The sequence below is a fragment of the Paenibacillus sp. PL2-23 genome (assembly GCF_040834005.1).
Taxonomy (GTDB): domain Bacteria; phylum Bacillota; class Bacilli; order Paenibacillales; family Paenibacillaceae; genus Pristimantibacillus.
This window is the reverse complement of the sequence record NZ_CP162129.1, coordinates 510,387-531,494: the sequence shown is the minus strand read 5'-3', so window position 1 is coordinate 531,494 and position 21,108 is coordinate 510,387. Positions and strand designations below refer to the sequence as shown.

The 21,108-nt window shown below is 54.1% G+C and carries 17 protein-coding genes; 9 read left to right on the top strand and 8 right to left on the bottom strand.

Going from position 1 to position 21,108, the window contains the following annotated elements:
* Positions 1-93 precede the first annotated feature (93 nt).
* Complete coding sequence (locus tag AB1S56_RS02250) at positions 94-672, top strand: DUF421 domain-containing protein (RefSeq protein ID WP_340870210.1); 579 nt, start codon at positions 94-96, stop codon at positions 670-672.
* A gap of 704 nt (positions 673-1,376) precedes the next feature.
* On the opposite strand, the gene greA is transcribed toward AB1S56_RS02250, so the two are convergent.
* Complete coding sequence (greA, locus tag AB1S56_RS02245) at positions 1,377-1,853, bottom strand: transcription elongation factor GreA (protein ID WP_340870211.1); 477 nt, start codon at positions 1,851-1,853, stop codon at positions 1,377-1,379.
* A gap of 220 nt (positions 1,854-2,073) precedes the next feature.
* Between greA and AB1S56_RS02240 the strand changes: the two genes are divergently transcribed.
* A complete protein-coding gene (locus tag AB1S56_RS02240; protein ID WP_340870213.1) occupies positions 2,074-3,768 on the top strand; it encodes a M3 family oligoendopeptidase in 1,695 nt (564 codons plus the stop codon).
* 92 nt (positions 3,769-3,860) lie between these two features.
* Here AB1S56_RS02240 and AB1S56_RS02235 read toward each other — a convergent pair whose 3' ends face one another.
* The 6 genes from AB1S56_RS02235 to AB1S56_RS02210 form a co-directional block, all read right to left on the bottom strand.
* Positions 3,861-4,289, bottom strand: a complete 429-nt coding sequence (locus AB1S56_RS02235; protein ID WP_340870214.1) for a DUF1284 domain-containing protein — start codon at positions 4,287-4,289, stop codon at positions 3,861-3,863.
* Positions 4,264-5,028 (bottom strand): potassium channel family protein, encoded by a 765-nt coding sequence (locus AB1S56_RS02230; protein ID WP_340870216.1) that lies wholly within the window; start codon positions 5,026-5,028, stop codon positions 4,264-4,266. Before AB1S56_RS02230 ends, AB1S56_RS02235 begins: the two co-directional genes overlap by 26 nt.
* 174 nt (positions 5,029-5,202) lie before the next feature.
* Entirely contained in the window at positions 5,203-5,661 is a 459-nt protein-coding gene (locus AB1S56_RS02225; RefSeq protein WP_340870217.1) for a hypothetical protein, read from the bottom strand.
* A gap of 18 nt (positions 5,662-5,679) precedes the next feature.
* A complete protein-coding gene (locus tag AB1S56_RS02220; protein WP_367903417.1) occupies positions 5,680-6,486 on the bottom strand; it encodes a hypothetical protein in 807 nt (268 codons plus the stop codon).
* A 39-nt stretch (positions 6,487-6,525) separates the two neighbouring features.
* Positions 6,526-6,846 carry an MGMT family protein gene (locus AB1S56_RS02215; protein ID WP_340870220.1) on the bottom strand — a complete coding sequence of 107 codons (321 nt, stop codon included), beginning with the start codon at positions 6,844-6,846 and terminating at the stop codon, positions 6,526-6,528.
* Positions 6,847-6,859: 13 nt separating this feature from the next.
* Complete coding sequence (locus AB1S56_RS02210) at positions 6,860-7,765, bottom strand: LysR family transcriptional regulator (protein WP_340870222.1); 906 nt, start codon at positions 7,763-7,765, stop codon at positions 6,860-6,862.
* Between the two features lie 118 nt (positions 7,766-7,883).
* Between AB1S56_RS02210 and AB1S56_RS02205 the strand changes: the two genes are divergently transcribed.
* The 7 genes from AB1S56_RS02205 to AB1S56_RS02175 all read left to right on the top strand — a co-directional run bounded on the left by AB1S56_RS02205 (position 7,884) and on the right by AB1S56_RS02175 (position 13,697).
* Positions 7,884-8,624: an SDR family NAD(P)-dependent oxidoreductase gene (locus tag AB1S56_RS02205; protein WP_340870223.1), complete on the top strand. Its 741-nt coding sequence runs from the start codon at positions 7,884-7,886 to the stop codon at positions 8,622-8,624.
* A 27-nt stretch (positions 8,625-8,651) separates the two neighbouring features.
* The gene (locus AB1S56_RS02200; protein WP_340870225.1) at positions 8,652-9,503 is read left to right on the top strand and encodes a DMT family transporter; all 852 of its coding nucleotides are present in this window, start codon (positions 8,652-8,654) and stop codon (positions 9,501-9,503) included.
* An 81-nt stretch (positions 9,504-9,584) separates the two neighbouring features.
* On the top strand, positions 9,585-10,754 hold the full coding sequence (locus AB1S56_RS02195) for an MFS transporter (RefSeq protein ID WP_340870227.1): 1,170 nt from the start codon (positions 9,585-9,587) through the stop codon (positions 10,752-10,754).
* A complete protein-coding gene (locus tag AB1S56_RS02190) occupies positions 10,754-11,500 on the top strand; it encodes an MBL fold metallo-hydrolase (RefSeq protein WP_340870229.1) in 747 nt (248 codons plus the stop codon). The genes AB1S56_RS02195 and AB1S56_RS02190 overlap by 1 nt, the downstream gene beginning before the upstream one ends.
* Before the next feature lie 13 nt (positions 11,501-11,513).
* Positions 11,514-12,422, top strand: coding sequence for a DMT family transporter (locus tag AB1S56_RS02185; RefSeq protein WP_340870231.1), 909 nt, complete (start codon positions 11,514-11,516; stop codon positions 12,420-12,422).
* A gap of 55 nt (positions 12,423-12,477) precedes the next feature.
* Entirely contained in the window at positions 12,478-12,816 is a 339-nt protein-coding gene (locus AB1S56_RS02180; protein WP_340870233.1) for a cupin domain-containing protein, read from the top strand.
* An 83-nt stretch (positions 12,817-12,899) separates the two neighbouring features.
* Positions 12,900-13,697 carry a Nif3-like dinuclear metal center hexameric protein gene (locus AB1S56_RS02175; RefSeq protein WP_340870235.1) on the top strand — a complete coding sequence of 266 codons (798 nt, stop codon included), beginning with the start codon at positions 12,900-12,902 and terminating at the stop codon, positions 13,695-13,697.
* Positions 13,698-13,800: 103 nt separating this feature from the next.
* On the opposite strand, the gene AB1S56_RS02170 is transcribed toward AB1S56_RS02175, so the two are convergent.
* The gene (locus AB1S56_RS02170; protein WP_340870237.1) at positions 13,801-21,018 is read right to left on the bottom strand and encodes an alpha-amylase family glycosyl hydrolase; all 7,218 of its coding nucleotides are present in this window, start codon (positions 21,016-21,018) and stop codon (positions 13,801-13,803) included.
* Positions 21,019-21,108: the final 90 nt, after the last annotated feature.

Here is a 21,108-nt window from a genome sequence, read left to right as displayed (position 1 = left end):
CGCAGCCTCTGCCCTGAAGCGTTCCGGCATAATTCCCTCCCGTTCTAACCAGTCTAAAGGAAGGAAGAGACATTGAACTGGGAGGGTTATGGAATGCTGGAGGAATGGGAATGGACGTGGAAGTCCGTGCTGCTGGTGGCTGTCGGGATTGTCTTGCTGCGTGTCGCAGGCAGGAAATCGATCTCTCAGATGAGCGTCGCCACCACGGTCATCATGATCTCGATTGGCACAACTATCGTTCAGCCCATCGCGAACAACGAATTGTGGAAGGCGATTGGCTCTGCGACTATTTTTATCGCGTCGCTGATCGCTATCGAATATTTGCAGCTGAAGTTCAACTGGTTCGAGAAGCTTATGAGCGGCAAGTCGCGGGTTGTCATCGAGAATGGCGTTATTCATCAACAAAATCTGCGCGCGATGCGTATGACCGTAGATCAATTGGAGATGCGGCTCCGGCAAAATCAAGTGAACAGCATCCAGGATGTAAAAACGGCAACGCTTGAGTCGAACGGCCAGATCGGCTACGAGCTGATGCCTTACGCCAGACCCGTCACCATCGGGGATCTGGAGCGCCTGCTGAAGCTGCCGCTCGCGTCCTCTCAGCAAGCCGCATTGTTCCAGGAGGTCCGTCAGAACGGGAACACGGAGCATGTCGAGCCCAAGCTGCAATAGCCGGCCCGCTTGGCTCAGCCTTTTGAAGTATTTTAGTGGAAAGCTGACGTAATGGATATATAGGATTTGATACAAGGAAGAGATGAAATGGAAGGAAATGATGCAAGCATACATCAATTTCGTCTGCAAACACTGCGATATGTAGAAATTGATGCGAATCTGCATCATTTCCCTCGTAATCAGCCCTAAACAGCAGAGATGTTGTGAAAATCATGTATTTTCGCAGCATAATTTGATGAGGCCCCTTCCTGGTGAGAAAATGCTGCACTATTGCAGGAAATGGGTGGGCAGAGAGAGGGTCAAATGGTGGCTCGGGTTGGAGTCGAACCGCTTGTACCAGGACGTTCAGTCTATGCTCGACCGACTGGGCTATAACGGGTGCTTGGCTCAAATTGCAGAGTTATGGAGTTATGGAGCCCGCCCGTAAACCGTAGACGGAGAAAAGGCTGTCCCCTTGTAACAAGGAAGACAGCCTTTGACGTATGCACTTTCGCAGGTATGCATGCTTGCAGCTCAATCTCCGCCAGCTTCAGCGACAGCGCCGTTGTGCGCTGCTGTCCTTGCGCTACACCCACGCATGTATACACGTATACACACAGGTCATGATTGGCACCCATGCACTTACGCGCTCCTGCATTTTATACGCACGCTCGCATGTACACTCGCACACTCATGCGCCTATACACACCTGTTATGCGCTTGCGCTACACCCCAATATGGAGGAGCTCGTACTCAATGATACCGACCGGTGCATGGACTTGAATCTTGTCGCCGACCTTCTTGCCCATCAGCTCTTTGCCCAGCGGGCTTTCGTAGGAGATTTTGTTGTCCGCAACATCCGCTTCAGTCGGTCCCACCACACGGTATTCGATCTTCTCATTAAATTCGATATCGTTCAGCGTCACCAGAGAGCCGACAACGACCTGTCCCGTGCTGATGCTGCCCGTGTCCACCACACGCGCAATCTTCAGCATTCTCTCCAGCTGCAGAATTCGCGTCTCCATATGGGCCTGATCATCCTTGGCGGAGTGGTATTCGCTGTTCTCCTTTAAGTCGCCATAGCTGATCGCAACCTTCAGACGCTCGGACAGCTCCTTGCGCTTTACAGTCTTGAGCTCTTCCAGCTCGTCTTCAATCTTCTTCAAGCCTTCCGGCGTCATAATTAATTCTTCGTTCGCCACGTTCAATACGCCCCTTTCCCTATCGCATTACCATTGTACCCCATATGTTGTCAAATTACATACGTTTTTCGTTGCAGCCTGCGCGGTTTTTATTCCATGCGCCTTCGCTGGCCTCAGAAGCCAGCCGCTCATTTATATTCCGCCGTGAATGGCTTACAATGGCATTATGCAGAATATTGATGTGTTCTGCCTATATCGCCAAGAAAGCGGGTGCCACTCTATGAAATTTAGCGAATACACGTATGAACGTCCCGACGTGCAAGCGTTCGGAGCAAGCTTCAAGGAGCTGCTGAGCGTATTTGCGGCGTCGAGCAGCTGGGAGGAGCAGGACGCCGCGATGACGGGCCTGAACAAGCTGCGCAGCGAATTCGATACGATGCAGCAAATCGCAAGCATCCGCCACTCCATCGATACAACTGACGAATTCTACAAGGCGGAGCAGGACTTCTTCGACGAGAACGGTCCCATCGTGCAGGAATACATAACCGATTACTATCGCGCCCTGGTGGGGTCGGCCTTCCGCGAGCCGCTTGAGGCCAAGTGGGGACGCCAGCTGTTCCAGCTCGCGGAGCTGTCGCTGAAGACATTCAGTCCGGAGGTGATCGAGGACCTGCAGCAGGAGAACAAGCTGGCCACAGCTTATTCCAAGCTTATGGCTTCCGCCAAAATTCCGTTCGAGGGCGAAGAGCGCACGCTTGCTCAGCTAACGCCGTTCCAGCAATCCACCGACCGCGATATGCGCAAGCGCGCGGCGGAGGCCTCCTCCGGCTTCATGCGGGAGAATGAAGCAGAGCTTGATCGCCTGTATGACGAGCTCGTGCACACGCGGACTCGCATCGCCAAGAAGCTTGGCTTCCCCAGCTTCGTGGAGCTGGGCTATGCCCGTATGAGCCGCACCGACTATAACGCGGAGATGGTCGCAAGGTTCCGCGAGCAGGTGCTGGAGCATATCGTGCCGGTGGCATCGAAGCTGAAGGAGCGCCAGCGCAGCCGCATCGGCGTGCAGGAGCTGCTCTATTACGACGAACACCTCGCCTTCCTCACGGGTAACGCCACGCCGAAGGGCGACCCGGAATGGATTGTGGCGAACGGCAAGCGGATGTACGCCGAGCTGTCGCCCGAGACGGACGCCTTCTTCCGATTCATGCAGGACAATGAGCTGATGGACCTCGTGGCGAAGAAGGGCAAGCAGGGCGGCGGCTATTGCACGTATATCAGCGAGCACCAGGCGCCTTATATTTTCTCCAACTTCAATGGAACCTCCGGCGATATTGATGTGCTGACGCACGAGGCCGGCCACGCGTTCCAGGTGTTCGAGAGCAGAAGCTACGCGGTGCCGGAATACGCGTTCCCGACTTATGAGGCTTGCGAAATCCATTCCATGAGCATGGAGTTTTTCACATGGCCTTGGATGGATCTATTCTTCAAGGAGGACGCGGACAAATACCGGTTCGACCATCTCGCGAGCGCGCTGATCTTCATCCCTTACGGCGTGACCGTGGACGAATTCCAGCATTATGTCTACGCCAATCCCGACGCGACGCCGGCCGAGCGCAAGCAAGCCTGGCGCGAGCTCGAGAGAAAATACCTGCCGCACCGCAATTACGCCGACAACGCCTACTTGGAAGCAGGCGCCTTCTGGCATAAGCAGGGCCATATCTATTCTTCGCCGTTCTACTATATCGACTACACGCTGGCTCAAATCTGCGCGTTTCAGTTCTGGAAGAGGATGCATGAGAACCGCGAGGCGGCCTGGAACGCTTACGTCAGCCTGTGCAAGCTGGGCGGCAGCCGGTCCTTCACGGAGCTGGTCAGCGCCGCAGGGCTCATCTCTCCCTTCGAGGACGGCTGCGTGACATCCGTCATCGCTTCCATCGAGAGCTGGCTGGACAGCGTAGACGACAAAGCGCTATAACAAGACACAAGCTGCCGGACTATGGGGTCCGGCAGCTTTTTTGTCGCATTATTTTCCACAAGAAATGCTCCACTCCCGCCACTCGCAAGCTCTTATGGCAGCGGCCGCAGCTGTCTATCCACATGAATATGGGCTACGCCCTCCCTGCACATGCCGTAGGGCTCCCATCTGCAATTCCAGCAGATCTTCCCGATATCCTCCGGCTTCACATGGCTGGACACCCGCTCGCATATGCCGAGCCAGCTGTCGGCTGCGCCAACCTCCAGACCAAGCCGCGCGACGACCTCCGCGTCCTTCTCGTAGACGCTGTCGTTGTGGCAATGGGAAGGTTGGTCGCTCGGGAACGCCTCGCAGATCGAATCCGGCCCTTCCATCACTTCGATTCTGGTCTCCGGCCGAAGACGAAGCGTCTCATAGATGCCCGTCATGTTGGCGCAGAAGCCCTCCGAGTAGCCCTTGCCCCTGTATCCCAGCAAGCATAACAAATGATGCCCTCTAAGCTTGATGGTCTCGACTGTCATGACGCGCCCCCTCCTTCGTTGGTCCCGCTTCGCGAGATGATTCACGCAGCTGCTCCAGCTTCTGATGCATATACGCATAGTCCGCATCATCCAGCTGAGGATATTCATTCAGCTTCTGCTGAAGGTCTACCCATGCCTTCGGCCTGCTCTCGTCCTTCTCCCGCGTGAAGATCGCCGCCACTGTACCGGTAATGACACCGATCATGCCGATGCCCATCAGCATAAGCGCGCTTGCCAGAATTCGGCCAATCGGCGTCTCCGGCGACAAATCCCCGTACCCGACGGTCGTCATCGTCACAATCGCCCACCATAACGCGTCGTCATAGGTCTCGAAGGATGGCTCAATCATCTTCATCGGCAGCGCGATAAGGAACAGCAGCGCTACGAGCATCATAACCAGCGAGTCAATCTTATACTTCCGCAGCACCTGGTCAAAAAACGAAAATCGCCGATTCAGTATCATAATTAAGCGCAGAACCCGGAACAGCCGGACAATTCTGGCGGACTGCAGCAATTGATCGAATGGCAGAATAGCGATGAAGTCCAGCGGATGCTCCTTGAAGTATCGCCACTTCCTGTCGCTTGCCATTAATCGGATCATATAATCAACGAAGAAGATCGCCCATACCGTCCAGTCCAGCACCGCTCCCTCAGTCGACTCCAAATCCAGCGTCAGGGAGACAATGACTAGACCGGCCAGCACAAGCTCATACCATACATTTAACGATAATCTTTTCACAATGATGCCCCTTTCCCCCAGCTTCCGTCTAACTACCTTCGGCGCGAAGCCTCCCCAATCCTGCGCAAATCGGCAATTTTCAGCCCTGCCAATGGATGGCCGCCCTTGATGAAATGCCAAAAAACCCTGGCTTAACCAGGGTTTACACAGCTATCTATATGTTCAATATTCGCTTTATACGGATTTGATGCGAGTAAGTCCCAGCGCCTGATGCTCCCACAGCAACCCCTGGATAGACTGCCACTGCGAGTCCTCGCACCGGATCATCAGCACTACCTCCGAAGTAATCTTCCGGTTGCCCCTCTTGTCCCGCATCACCAGACGCAGCTTCAAGAGAAGACCGGACCCGATGCCGAAGACCGCGCCAATAATGCCCCAGATGATCGGTCCCCACGCCAGCACGTAGCCGTAGATGGCACCCAGCAGCATAAATATGGTGCCCAGTATGGCCGCGCTGTCGAACATGCTGTAGCCGTCGGCGCTATGAATGGTATCGAACAGCCTTCTGGGCTCATTCCGCTTGTCCAGCGGCGCGGCGAATATATGCATTCTGGGAATATCCTGCTGCTCCAGCGCCGAAATCGCCAGCTCCAGAAACACCGAATTTTCAAACGTTGCGATAACGAGACCCATCACTGCACCTCCTTGCGCTTATACGGGCAGCTCGAAATGTGGATGCTGATAATTTTGGCGCAAATATCTCGACAGCTCCTTCTCGCACAGAATGTTATATTCTATCGACGAGATATAAGCATCGTACAGAATAAAAAAATAGATCGACGGCAAGTACATCAGCCATTGCATATGGATAACCGCCTTGGCTTGCATGAAATCGCCAAGCATGGAATATTTGATCGCAAGCGGGATGTTGGCTCCGTTCAGGATCAGAACCGTATAGCCGAATATAAAAAATCCGATGATGACCTTGTGCACGTAGAGATGGCCGAGCCCCGGCACAAGCACGGACCACATCATCGCCACCCACGGCTTGCGTTTGTCCATATAGTTAATGTCCCAGGCGCCGATCACGAAGCCGCTGATCTCCGCGTCCTCCCGATCCGCCAATATATACTGCTTGTTCAAATCCACCGTCGTCCGGTAGCTGTCCCATATGCTGAGCATATAGATGCCGACATACAGGATCAGCCACTTATCAGACAGCACCTGCTTGGCCATGTCGAAGTCGCCGATCATGGAATACAGGATGCCGACATTGAGCTGCGCCATATTGTTGATGAAGAGCTCCCAGCCGATCAGAATGAACGCCGGCGCATAACGATGCTGCATCAGATGGCCGAACCCGGGATAGGCAAAGGAAAAAAACGCCACAACCCAAGGATTGCGGAAATGTAGCTGACCGATGGAAAACTGGTTGAGGTTCGCTCTCGTGCGACGCGGCTTGGCTGGCATGCTCATAGGGGATGTTCCTTTTCCATTGATGTTCCATTGATGTTTCATTGATGCTGACAACCACTATGATTTCCAGCGGAGGGAAAATTATGTGCGAGCGGGTCCCGGAACATGCCGGTATCGGTCCAGGTCAAGCCTGCCCCTCTCGTCGACCACTACGCCTTCGCTTTCGAGCGCTGCCTGCTGGCTCCACCTCGCCTCTTCCTCCTGCAGGGCAATTTCGCCGCGAATATTGACGACCCGATGCCAGGGCAGCCCATGCTCCTTGCTCATGGCGTGCAGAATACGCACGACCTGTCTCGCTCCGCGCGGACTCCCCGCCGCCTCGGCAATCTGGCCGTACGTCATGACCCTCCCTTCGGGAATGGCTTGAATAATGGCAATGACCCTCTTCGTAAATGGCTGCAATCCCTCGTCCTCCCTAATCATATTTTAATGCTACAGGTGTCTCTGCCAAACTCTTCTTCAGGCAAGCATATAATTTGAGACAAGCCTGTTGAAACGGCCGTGCGGACTCTTTGCACAGTAAGCCAGTCGTCATATGGATCAAGCTACCCTCCATGGCTCGGATCGTCGTACCCATCGTTGCGGGCTCCACTACAATTTCGGGTACTAATGCGATACCTAAGCCCTGTTGCACATAGTACTTCAAGGCGGTCATGCTGCCCACCTCCATGGTTTCCAGCATACTATTTCCTTTCTCTTGCAGAACATACTCCAGCTTCTTCCTATAAGGACAAGTGCTCGATGTGATTAAGAGACGGTGGCCAGCAAAATCGTCGGGTGTAAGCGCAACCTTGTCAGTTAGCGGATGATGCTCTGGCAATAACAATACGAATTTCTCCTGAAAAAGAGGTTCAAAATACAGGTCAGATTCGATGCCAGGCGCCGTGGCCAGCGCAAGATCAAGTTCACCCTTACGAATTCGTTCGCTGAGAGTCAGAGTGCTGGCGATCTCTACCGAAACCCGAATGTGGGGGTACTCGTCTATAAAGGCCTTCAATATTTGGGGAAGGCGGTGACTGGCCGTCGGTTCAGTCGTCCCGAGTCGGAGATGACCCGCTTCGCCCGAGCCAATGCTCGTCATGCTTAGCTCAAGATGCTCCATGCTCTTGGCAATCCGCAAGCTCTCCTCGTAAAAGACTCGACCAGCTTCAGTGAGCGCCATCTCCTTGCCGCGCTCGATCAAGATGACACCCAATTCGGATTCAAGCTTCTGCATTTGCATTGTAACGGTGGACTGCACATAATTCATTTCCTGGGCTGCCCTATGGAAGCTTCCGTATTTCACGATAGCGTGGAATGTCTTTAATGTTTTAAAATCCAATTCGAACCTCCTGTATCAAAAATATTGAACTTACTATTCATTTAATTCAATTATACAAAATGAAAGATGGGGATTACAATAACTTCTGACAGATGAATGAAGTGGGGAGTGAATCTTTGTGGATGTAAAAAATAAAGTAGCGCTTGTAACCGGAGGCGGAACAGGCATAGGGAGGGCTACGAGTATAGCCCTGGCAAAGCGGGGAGCCATAGTCGCCGTGAATTATTCCCGTTCCCAAGTGGAGGCAGAGGAAACCGTTCAGCAGATTCTTAACGCTGGAGGGAGAGCAATAGCCATGCAAGGAGATGTTTCAAGAGAAGAACAAATGCGATTTATGGTTCAATTGCTTGTTCAAGCCTATGGGACGGTGGATCTGCTCGTGAATAACGCAAGTATAACAAGCCATATCCCTATCGAGGACTTAAAGTCGATATCAGGGGATATGTGGGATACGCTGTTCGACGTGAATGTGAAAGGCATGTTTTATTGTGCGCGGGCCGTAGCTCCCTATATGAAAGAGAATCGACAAGGGGCCATTGTCAATCTAGGCAGTATCGCAGGACTGACAGGACTTGGTTCGTCCCTGCCTTATGCCGTCTCCAAGGCGGCGGTGCATGGTTTAACAAAATCGTTGGCGAGAGCGCTGGCTCCTTATATCCGCGTTAATTGTATTGTGCCGGGAGCTGTCGCCACGAGATGGTGGGCTGGAAAAGAAGAGCAAATGAAGCAACTGGCCCCTCGATTGCTGCTTCGTCGTATTGCCGAAGCTGAAGATATTGCGCAGATGATCTGTGCTACCCTGGAGCAGGAGTCGATGACAGGCCAAATCATTACCGTGGACAGCGGTCAGACACTATAATGAGGGACCTTGGGGGCGACAGAAACAATGGATACACGTACATTTATCACCTTGGTCTTGTTGACAACCTTCCTCATGGGGGTCGCGTTTCCTGTTGGGAAGCTGGGTCTTGCATTTGCGCCCCCCTTCTTCTTAATGGGGCTCCGTTATTTGCTAGCAGGCGGATTATTTGCTCTTCTGGGCATCCATAAACCTCTTCCTAGCGGAGCAAAGCAATGGGCGCAAGTTGCCATCATTGGACTGATCCAGTCCACCGGAGTAATGGGCTGTGTATACTACAGCATGCAGTGGCTCTCCTCCAGTGAGTCCGCTGTATTGACCTTTCTCAGTCCTTTGCTTGTCATTCTCTTTGGGAGCCTATTTACGGGTGCTGTATATCAAGCACGTGTGTGGATCGGCGTTGCTGTCGGCTTTGCAGGCGTCTTCGTTACCTTTGGCTTTCATATGAAGCTTAACCCAGGCACTTGGATCGGTCTCCTTGGCGCCATATGTTTTGCGGTCGCTACCTTGCTTGTCAAACATTGGGGATATGCTTTTCACCCACAAGTATTGTCTGCGTACCAAATGCTCGCCGGCGGAATCGGCTTGCTTGCCTTGAGCTTGATCGCCGAAAAACCTTATTTCATCCTGACTCTGTCCTCAATTGTCATTATGTTGTTTCTTATCATCATGTGTACTATCGTTCAAACCTCCGTATGGTTTAATCTGCTCCTGAAGAATGACCCCGGGAGAACAAGCTCGTTTTTATTTCTAGCTCCGTTATTCGGCGTTCTTACCAGCTGGTTACTGCTCGGAGAAGCGATACATTCACATATTGCCCTGGGCGGTGTATTGATCTGCGCTGGGGTGTTCCTGGTTAATACGAGAGGAAAGCTCTAGCATCTTTGCTAAATGACATGTCCGAGCTATCGGAAAAAAAGTCAGTTGGGGCAGCTGGGAATACAATGGGAGGAATATCAAATGGTTCATAGACGTGTATTATTATTATTTACAATTTGTTCATTTTTGGTCGGCCTAGATGCTTTAATTATCTCACCGCTCATTCCCGAAATATCTGAAAGCATCGGCTTCCCCGTTCATTCTGGAGGTCTTTTAATCACTTTTTACGCACTATTTTATGGTTTATCCGCCCCCATTTTTGGTCCTATATCCGATGGATGGGGTCGCAAGAGAATGATTATTATGGGTCTTTTCCTGTTTTCGGTCGGGACCACGTTAACTGTATTTGGCCAAAGCCTTTGGCAGCTGTTATTGTACCGAAGCATTGCCGGTATCGGCGGCGCTATGGTTATGCCCAGTGTATTTGCTTGGGTAGGTGATGTTGTGCATACCGAGCATCGAGGCAGAGTCATGGGGAGAATTACAGGAGCTATGGGAGCGGCGAATATGTTCGGCATACCAATAGGTGCATTGTTAACACATTATTCGTCTTGGAAATGGACCTTCGTTCTAGTTGGTGCCGCAGCTGCTGCGCTTGCATGGGCGGCTTACAAGCTGCTTGAGGAGAATCCCGCAGAAGGAGCTGCTTTTTCCAAAAAGGTTGTTTTGCACTCTTATTATCAAGCTTTTTCACATCGACTCAGTATGATGGCGTTAATGTGCACATTCTTCTGGTGGGCCGCTTTTCAAGGCTTATTCGCCAATATGGGCACCCTGTATGCATCACGTTTCATGCTGTCAACAGCAGCTTTAGGCCTTATTTTCTCTATCGCAGGATTGGGCAACTGGCTGGGCAATCGAATGGGGGGACGGTTATCGGATCGAATGGGAAGGAAAGTCGTGATTGGAATCGCAAGCTTTGGCTCTGCGGCCTTCATCATGGCGATTCCTCTTGTTCATTCTTGGGTGATTGCTGTAGTTGTTCTTCAGTTTCTCTGGGCATTTACCACTGGCCTGGGGCAATCTTCCTTAACTACATATATCGCTGAGCTGAATCCTCGAGTAAGGGGAACGTTGATGGCATTAAACAGCTCCGTTACCTACTTAGGAATGACCATTTCGACCGCTGTCGCCGCTGGCATCCTACAATATGGGGGATTTGCTTATGTGGGGTTGCTGTGCAGCTTATCTGCGCTTATAGTGCCGGTCATTCTAAGGACACTCAAACCAGAAGCAGGAGGCGTACAATAGTGATTATTCAATTTATTAGACATGCGACATTGTCGATCAAATTTGGCGGACAGCAGATCCTTATTGATCCTATGCTCAGTTCATCTGGCACCATGGAACCTGTTGCCGGTTCTGCTGACGACAGGCGAAACCCATTAGTTGACCTAACAGTTCCCTTAGAGGAGCTGTTACAGCCGAATGCGGTGTTGCTTACTCATACTCATCGCGATCATTTCGATGATAAAGCAGCTGAGCTGTTGAATAAAGATGTTAAATTTTTCTGCCAACCCCAGGATGCAGTTGGAATTGCCCAACGCGGCTTCACCTCTGTTGTTCCTATTGAGGGAACCTATCCATTTAAGGGGATTACGATTACTAGGATAAGCGGAAAGCACGGTACCGGAGCAATGGCTCAAAAAATGGGCAGTGTTTCCGGTTACATTTTGCAGGCAGATCATGAAGAGACTCTATACCTTGCTGGAGATACTGTGTGGTGTGAAGAAGTGTCACAAGCCATATCTGCTCACCGTCCACAAATTATTGTTGTGAACGGGGGCGCTGCAGAATTTCTGGAAGGCGGTCCGGTCACCATGTCCTTAGAGGATATTAGAAAGGTTCGGGAGCAAGCTCCAGAGGCACTGCTGATTGTTGTACATATGGAGGCTTGGGGACATTGCATGATGAGCCGGTCTTCAGCTCGGCGCACCTCAGATCATTATGGGTTGTCGCTCATGATTCCAGAGGATGGCGAGTACATCCTGACATAGGGAGGCGAGTGCATTGAACAAGCAGTGGTTAGGGTTTATCATGGTGCTTATATCAGCAGCAGGCTTTGGGCTTATGGGCATATTTGCTAAATTTGCCTATACGTATCAAGTCAGTATCGGAACGCTGCTATTGGCACGATTCGCAATTGCTGGATTGTGTTTGTGGGGATGGATCTGGTTAAGGGGAATACCCTTTGCTGTAAGTCGTAAGCAGCTTGCAGTGCTTGCGCTGATGGGGGCGGGCGGTTATACACTTATGGCCAAGCTGCTATTCACCTCGTATGCTCTTCTGCCTGTGTCACTTGCCGGAACCCTATTTTTTATCTATCCGGTTCTTGTTTGCACCGTTTCACACCTGCTTCGTTATGAGAAGCTTACATTACGCCGCATCATTCCGATTACGGTATCGCTCTACGGAGTATATTTGGTGCTCGGTGCGAGTCTTCAGAGATGGAGCACAATGGGTGTAGTTTGCGCACTTAGCAGTGCTTTTGTCTATGCTTTGTATATTGTCATTACTGAAAAGGGGCTGGCTCATATTGCTCCTTTGGTCAGTTCTGCTTATATCGTAAGCTTCGCAGCTTTGGGACTATTCGCAATGGGATTGTTTAATCAGGATCTGAGCTTTAGCTTTGTATGGCAGGGATGGCTGCCGATTATGACCGTTGCCCTTTTCTCAACAGTGCTGGCGATATGGAGCTTTTCTCTGGGAGTCAAATGGCTAGGAAGCACGAAAGCGGCCTTGTTCAGCACTATAGAGCCGATAATCCCCGTCCTGCTGGGTATGGTATTATTCGGGGAAGCACTCACGTCTTCTCAAGTATGGGGAAGCTTGCTGATTATCATGGCTACTACGGTCATATTTTCGAGGAAGAGGGAGGACTATCGCTATGACCATAAGTACAGAACGTCAGATGTATGATCATCAAGAATAATCAGACCTTCATTCTAAAAGATAAAAAAGAGGTGAAGTCGCTATGAAGGTGAGCAGCAGCAATTCAGAACACTATAAATGGGGTGCAAGCTGTGACGGCTGGCACCTAGTCAAGCAGCAGGAGCTTAGTGTCATCCTTGAACATATGCCTCCTGGAGCCTCAGAGGTCCGCCATTATCATAAGCAGTCACGACAATTTTTCTTTGTGCTTGCCGGCATCGCGGAGATGGAGCTTAACGGTGACATCCATCTATTAGAGCCTCATGAGGGACTCGAAGTGCCGCCTAGCGCACCACATCAAGTGAAAAATGTATCAAGTGAAAGCTTAACTTTTTTGGTTATATCCCACCCGACAACACGCGGCGATCGGTATGAAGCTTAGCTGCACACTAACTTCTATGAGTCAGTAATAAAGTCTACCGATGATCCCGTCAAACAACGCCAAACAAGGAGAGCCTATCCGCTATGGAAACAACCGTTCAACAGATCATTGATGCACTAACAGCGCCCGCCACAACCTTGGAGCACACCGTCGACAAGCTGCTGTTCGGCGCTCCGGACGCCGTGGTGCGAGGCATCGCCGTCGTCTTTATGCCCACTCAGCAGGCGATAGAGAGGGCTGCCGCACTAGGAGCGAGCTTCATCATTGCCCATGAGGGACCCTTCTACAGCCATCACGATACGTTCGCCGCCGCCTTGGAGGAGGACCCTGTCTACAGCGCCAAAACAAGCTTCATCGAGCAGTCCGGTCTCTCGCTGTTCCGCCTTCATGACTATATTCACCGCTATGAGCCGGACGGCATTACCGAAGGACTCCTGCAGACACTGGGCTGGCAGCCTTATGTGACGGCAACGGAGCCCACATACTCCGTTGTCGAGGTGCCGGCGATGACGGCCATGCAGATAGCTGCTCATGTCAAAGAGCGACTGGAGCTGTCCCATGTGCGGATGAGCGGAGAGCCGGAGGCGCTCTGCCGGCGGATCGGCCTGATGGCCGGCTATCGAGGTGTAGGCGCTCATGCGATTCCGCTTATCGAGCGCCAGCAGCTCGATCTTGTGCTGTATGGCGAAGGGCCGGAGTGGGAGACGCCCGAATACGTGAGGGATGCCGCCTGGCAAGGCAGAGCGAAGGCGGCCATCGCGCTGGGACACGCGGAGAGCGAGGTCTGCGGCATGAGACTGCTGGCGGAGCGGCTGCAGCGGCAGTTCCCGGAGCTGCCCGTTCACTTCGTGGCGAATGAGCCTCTGTTCCGGCTCGTCTGAATCCGGATGCCAGGATGCCCGTCGGCTGGTCAGACCCAGCAAGCAAGAAGAAGCCCCGAACGCCACAGAGCATTCGGGGCTTCTTGCTTTCCTTGCCTTTTCCTTAACGCAGTGCTTGGAGGAGATTGTAGACGGCCTGCGCCCCTTCCGCTCGGCTCAGAAGCTCGCCCGGAGCGAAGTCTCCGTTCGCGCGTCCGTTCACCAGCCCATGCTCGGCAGCCGCAAAGACGTCACGCTTGGCCCATTCGCTAATCGCGCCCAAATCTCTGAAGTCTGGCTCGGCGACATCTTCCGCTTCCCCTTCTCCCGATGCGAGACGATACGCGCGATGAAGCATAATCGCCATCTCCTCTCGGGTAATCGGCGCTTCCGGATCGAAGCGGCCATCTCCACGGCCGTTCACGAGGCCGAGCTCATACGCCGCTTCCGCATACGGAGCAAACCAAGCGTTAGGCGGCACATCTGTGAATATGCCCTCTGCGCTCGGGAGCTGGACGCCCGGCAGCAGCGCGGCCACCAGCATTTTGGCGAATTGGGCTCGCGTCACATCGCCATCCGGAACAAACCGCTCGCCGTCCATGCCGACAACGACGCCTTTGGCCGCCAGCGACTTCACGGCCCGCTCCGCCCAATGGCTGGCAGGCACATCGGCGAAGCTGATGTCCACCTGCAGCACACCATAAGCGCTGAAGTGGCCCAGCTCTGCCGTCATCACTCCGTCCTTCAGCACGCCGCCGACGTAGTACAGCTCGCCAGACTCGCTCATGTAATAGATGCCTGTCGTATCCTCGTCCAGGCCTTCATTCAGCCCGAACGATACAATGACCGGCTGGTCGAATTGGCTCACCTCTCCGACCTCCTTGCCGCCCTTCATGACGGCGATCTTGAAGTCGTAGACCATACCGCCTTGCTTGACGATAATACCTTGGCTCCTGTAACGAGCCCACGTCGATGACAGCTCTTCCTCCGTCAGCGGCTTCGCCTGGAACAGGATGAAGGCGTCCGACTGCCGCTCATTCTCCGGCAGCAGGCTTGCCGCCGCGGCCAAAACCTCCTGCGGCAGCAGGATGCTGGCATCGTCCGTCACGATCTCCAGTTTGTTGCCTCCCAGCAGCGAAGCAGCGTTCATCGGAAGCGCGGCCGCTGTTGTGCCGGCTGCCAGCTTCGTGGTCGCTTTGCCGTCCTTGGCCGCAGTCAGTTCCCCTGGAGCAACCTGCTTCGCACCCGGCCACTGCGGAGCTTGCGGAATGGTCACAATCGGTCCAGTATCGACAGCAGCAACCCCGCTGAGGATGGAGGTGCCGCCTTGGGACCGCGCAGGCACTTGAACCGTAAGCTGACGCGCCGCTGACACGGTGTAGCTGGCTCCGCTGTATTCGTCCACCGCCGTAGTGCCGGCTGCAAATGGGACGTTCAGCGTCACCGTTACAGCTTCATCTTCGGTATTGATGATTGTTACGATATGCTCGCCCTTGTACGATTTGTTGAACGCCAGATAACCCAGCTCATCCGAGCCTGCCAGCTTCGTCCGCTCGCCCTTGGCATAAGGCTTGGAGAATTTCGCCCGGATGTTCAGCAGCTTCTTGTAGTGCTCGTGCAGCTGCGCCTCCTCCGTCAGCCGATCCCAAGGCATATCGTCCCTGTTTTCGCTGAATTCGCCCCTGCTCATATCTCCCGCATTCGCGCCGGATTGAGCCAGCTCCTCGCCGTAATAAATAACCGGTATACCCTTGGCCGTCATTTGAAGCGCAGCGGCAATCATCAGCTTGCTCTTGTCACCGCCTACGTAGTGGGACAGGAAGCCGTGCTCATCGTGGCTGCTCAGGAACTGTCCCATCGTCTTCGTGTTCGACAGCTTCGATTCGCGGTCCTGCAGGTAAGCGTCCACCTCGTCGATGCTTCCATTCGCGAAATCGCGGGCGTGCTCCTTGAAGCCGAAGTCCAGCAGCGCGTCCATCTGGCCGCTGTCCAGCATGCCTCCGTCACCCTCCACCGTACCGCCAAAATATTCCCCAATCAGCTTAAAGCCCGGATCAAGCTCGGTCAGCGCATTTTTGAATGCGACCCACGTCGTTGTCTCCACATGCTTGACCGTATCGACGCGGAAGTAGTCAATCGTGTCCCCGCGCTCCGTCTTGGCCCATTCCAGCCAGCCCGTCTGCCACGCGATGACTCGCGCGCGCACCTCCGCGTCCTCCGTCATGAAATCCGGCAGCTGCGCAAGCTCGCCCTTGATGGGGTTAATGTCCGCCGACAAGCCGTTTGTACGCAGCATGCCATCGAACCGCGCTTTATCCTCTTCCGTGATGCCTTCACGGTCATCCCCAGGCTTCAGGCCATAGCCTGTATGGTTCAGCACCACATCCACCATAATCTTCATGCCGCGGTCATGCGCCTTCTCGATCAGCTCCTTGAACGTATCCATATCGCCCAGATGCTCGTCGAGCTGCGTAAAGTCCTTGGCCCAATAGCCATGATAGCCGTATTGCTTGGCGTTAAAGTCCTCGCCTTTGTTGAAATCAATATTATCGACGATCGGCGTAATCCACAGCGTGTTAATGCCGAGTTCGTCCAGATAGTCCAGCTTGTCGATCAAGCCTCGGAAGTCGCCGCCGTGATACGCCTCAGGATGGGACTTGTCGACATTCTCGTTATTCGTCTCGTCGCCGTCATGGAACCGGTCGGTGAGCAGGAAGTAGATTCGGGACTCATCGAAGTCGAAGTCCAGCTCGCCTGCGAACGTTCGCGGCTTGACCGTTACGTTCAGCGTCTGCCGGTGCAAGTTGCCGTATTGATCAATGAGCGTGACTGGAATACTTTTGACACCCGTCGTGACTGTATCCTTCACCGCAATGGCATGAGCCATCAGCTCCACGTTGAAGGCTGCGTCCTCTGCTCCGCCTAATGCTCGCAGGTCCATATACCCTTCGCGGAAGGACAGCGGTTCAGAGGTCTGCGCGCTTACGCGAAGCACCGCGTTCTCTCCGTAATGAATCGCTCCAGGCTGAACGCTGCCTGTGAGCGTAACCACCGGCGCCCGATACGCGATAACGGATTGGCCCTCCACCGTATTTGCTGGATCATTGCGCTCCATCGTCTCTCCGCCTCTTGTGACAAGGAAGCTGTATACGTAGCTTCCAGGCTCCGCGTCAGCCAGCGTGTACTCGTACCATTCCTTCTCCGCATCGTACACCATGGGATAGGACCGGCCGCCGACCTTCACTTGAACGCTGGAGATCGTATGCATAAGCCCTTGCCTGAACAGGCTCTCGTCGCGATAGCGGAATGTGATGTCTCCGTCATGCAGGTGGGGACCATCGATCGTCGGGAAGACATCGAGCTCGCCAACCATGCTGCGGACATTCACCTTTGTATACCGATCTCCATCCGCTAGTGGAATTATTCGGTCATAACCAATGTCTTGCTTCGCCGTGCTCCAATCCGTGCCTTTGCGCAGGACGAAGCCAACTCCCGTCGCGTCTTCGTGCACCTCAATCATGGCCGTGGCCACACCGTTCTCCACTTTATCGAAGAGGATCTGTCCATCCTTTACACCGGTATTCCACACCCATATATTCCAATTCGTATAATTTCCGTCCGGGCGAATGTAGTTGAACTGCAGCACTCGGCTGGCGTTCGCTTCATGCACGTCGACTTCCACAATCGCAGTGAAGCCCCCATACATCACTGTAATCTGCGCTCGCCCTACACCCATTGCCGTGATGACTCCGCTTGCGGACACCGCAGCCACCTTGGGATTGCTCGACACAAAGCTTGCTCCGCTTCTTACCTTCTCGCGGCTGCCGCCTTCATATTGCGCATAGACCGATACTCGGCTTGATTCATCCACAGACAGCTCCCGCTCGGCGGCATCCGTCCCAATCGCAACCATCTCCGGAGCCGCAGCCTCCATTCGGATAACCACAGCGCTGAGCGGATCAATAACGATGGATTCTGCTGTCAGCGAGAAGCCCGACTCCGCTTGCACCTCATTCACGCCAGCCTCATCGTTGTCGACCACAACGGTGCCGTCCGTCAAATCCACAGGCAAAGTCAACGAGCGGCTGACCTCATCCGCATTGACGAATATATAATAGTGGCCGCTTCCGTCCATAGCCATGCTCCTGTAGCCTATGACGAGATCGGAATCGGCGACCTCCGGAATATCCAGCAAGGCCACATTCGTGTTCACAAGATCCTGATCGCCAAGGCGGAACGCGTCCGTCGACTTGCGCAGCGCAATAAGGCCCTTCGTATATTCACTTGTGATATGGTTGACCGGGTAGGCGTTCGCATTCGTCGCTTTGTCCCAATCGAATTTGTTGATCGCGTCAGAGGAGTCGTAGGAATCGTGGACAAAATAACCAAACACCTCGCCTTCCTCGTCCTCCAGCGCATGATACTTCTGCTCCGGCACGCCATCGGCAAGCCATTGCTTCGTCCGCCCATATTCCTGTCCCGCATGCAGGAACGATGTGCCCTGCGACGTCAATACGATGAGATTGCCCAAACGAATGCGCTGATGAATCTCCAGATCATTGGCAGGGATCGCTGGGTCCTTCTTGATGGACTGCGCGATGACGTCATACAGCGGAAGGTTGTCATGCGCTTCAATATAAGGCACGATATCGCCGGGATCATCCTCGTTCACATTGCCCGGCTGACCCTTGATATTGTTCAAGATAGTCTCGATGTTTCTTGCGCCGCCCGTAATGAAGCGCGGCTCGCCCTCGGAGCCGTAGCCGGACTTCAGCTCGTTGCGAATCTCGTCTGAGAATACGCCGACGCTGTCCGTCCTGTTCATCCAGTCCTGATCCGCGCCCATGCCGGCAAGCGACGGGTCCGCCAGATTGCCCTTGAACGTGCGCCAGCCTTCACCGATGAACAGCGCGTTCGGGTTGAGAGCTGCTGCCGCGTCGTAAGCCTTCTGCACAGCCGGGTAAGTCGCATCCCCCATCATATCCCAGCGCATGCCGTCAATCTTGTATTCGTCGAACCAATAGGCCACCGAATCCACCATCAGCTTCTCCGCCATGGCGCGGTTCGTCGCCAGATTGTTGCCGAAGTCGCCGAGGAAATTGCCGCTGGCGTCCTGGAATGCGTAATAATTCGGCACGATGTCGTTCAGGAAATCAGCTTTCGCCATATGTGTGTATACGACGTCCAATACAACGCCCATACCCGCGTCATGGATGGCATCAATCAGCTCCTTCAGCTCCTGAACGCGCAGCTCCGGATCCGTTGCATCCTGTGAATACGCCCCATCCGGCGAAAAATAGCTGTGCGGGTCATAGCCCCAGTTGTATTCATTGCCGCTGGCGGAATACTCCAGCTCGCGCTCGTCCATGGCCAGTTCATCGCCGTAATACCAAGCCATCACCGGCAGCAGCTGAACATGCGTCACCCCAAGCGATTGAATATAGGGCAGCTTGTCGATGAACGCTTTGTATGTGCCGAACCGCTCTGTCAGATCATCCGCGATAGACGGGTCAGACGTGAAGTCGCGGATATGCGCTTCCCAGATCATCGCGTCCTCGCGCTTCTCATAGCCATCAATCTCGGCATAACCAAAACCTTCCGGATCTGTGCCGCTTAGGTCGACAATAGCCGCCTTGCCTACCGTATCCCCGTCAGGACCAGCCTCGCCTGTCGTATTGACGCGGAACTCCGCCATCGACTTGGCGTACGGGTCCAGCACCTTCTTCGTGACGCCGTCGTTCGTCACCTCATACTGGTAATAGAAGCCGCGAAGGTCTTGGATGCCCTCCACCGTCATGTCCCCAGGTCCTGCCGTTGCCGCCCAGACGCCGTGCTCCCCAAGGACGAGGTCCACGCTGCCAACCAAGCTCGTCGGTTCGTCCTTGTCGTAGAAGTTCGCCTTCACCCCAGTTGCCTTCGGCGCCCACAGCTTCAGCGTCACGCCTCCATTCCAGTAGGTCGCGCCCAAGTCATTGCCGTCATACGCATATTTGCTGTCGATCAGCCGCCAGCCGACATTGGCTGAAATTGCCAGTCCGTTATATTGGACGGAGAGAGGAACTCGCTCCATGTCAATGCTGGCTGCCAGGGTCAAGGATACGCTTGTCCCGGATGTGACGGCCGCCGACTGGATGGCAAGCGCTTCGCCTTCGCTGTCTTCGACGGCAACGTCTGCCAGCAGCACGTCCGCGTTCAGCCCTTCCGTCGTCGTAAAACCAAGCAGCAGCCCCGTATCCGAGACGATCTCCGCCGACAGCAGCGCCTTCGCCACCTCACCGGACGCCGAAGCATACACCTTGTCGTCGCCCTGCTTGATCCACACCTCGTTCATGCTTGGCGAGGTCAGCACTACGGCCTTATCGCCTCCGTCCTTATTCCCCGTACCGCGATCCACCACCAGGAAGCCGACCTTCGAGGCGCCCTCCGCCAGCAGCACATCGACGTAAGCGCCATAGCTGTCACGCTTCTCCTCCGGGAACGGCGTCGCGCCCCCCGGCCAATTCGTTGATGGAGCCGCCACATGCTCCCACAGCCACAGCCCGAAGGCGCCATAATCGCCTGCCGTTCGCTTATAGTGGATGCGGAGATGGCCTTCCGGCACCGGGTCAACTGGGGCCGGCACGATGAACTCGGCCTTCACCTCGTTCGTCAGCCCGTCATAGCTGAATGTCACCGGAAGCTCCTGCGGCAGGCTGAATCCCGCGTTCTGGTCAGGATACTGCTCCCCCCAGCTGCTGCCGAGCACAATCTTATACTCGTAGCTGCCCTCCGGAATGTCAGTCGTCAGCTTGTATACGCCGTCGAAATCGTCATCCTTCAACAGCAAGGTCGACGCGCCGGGATTCCAGTCCTCGGCTTCGCCTACCGCAGACTGTACATTCCCAGCCACTCTGGGCTGCTTCGCCGCCTCCAGCGGCGTGTAGTAGGTGGAGTCGGCGATCTTCTTCGTCCCATGATTGTAATAGAACGTGACTGTCGCCTCTTCCGCAAGCGTCAATATGATGTTGCCGTTCCCGCTCTCCGCACCTGGCTTGGTATAGCTGCTGAAGCCATAGCTTTCATCCCAAGTGCAGTTCAGAGCGACCTTGTACTCATAGGTGCCTTGAGGCAGGGTACCCGTTAACGCATACGTCCCTCCCCCCAGGCTGGTCATCTCCGTTGCAGCCTCCGGCGGCGACCAATCGCTTGTTCCGCCAAGCTCCGTCTGCAGACTTCCGACAAGTGTAACCTTGTCCGGCAGCCCTTCGTCCGCCCATGCAGGCATAATGCCCAGCGTCGTCCAGGTTAGCGCCATGATCAGCGCGACAGCTATTCGCTGCTTGAATCTTCTGATTCGTGCCATTATAAGTGCTCCTTTCCTCTCTCCCATCTTTGTTGCGGGTATTGCAGGGTGTGTTGCGCAATCGTTTGCATTCTAGGCAAAAATAAAAGC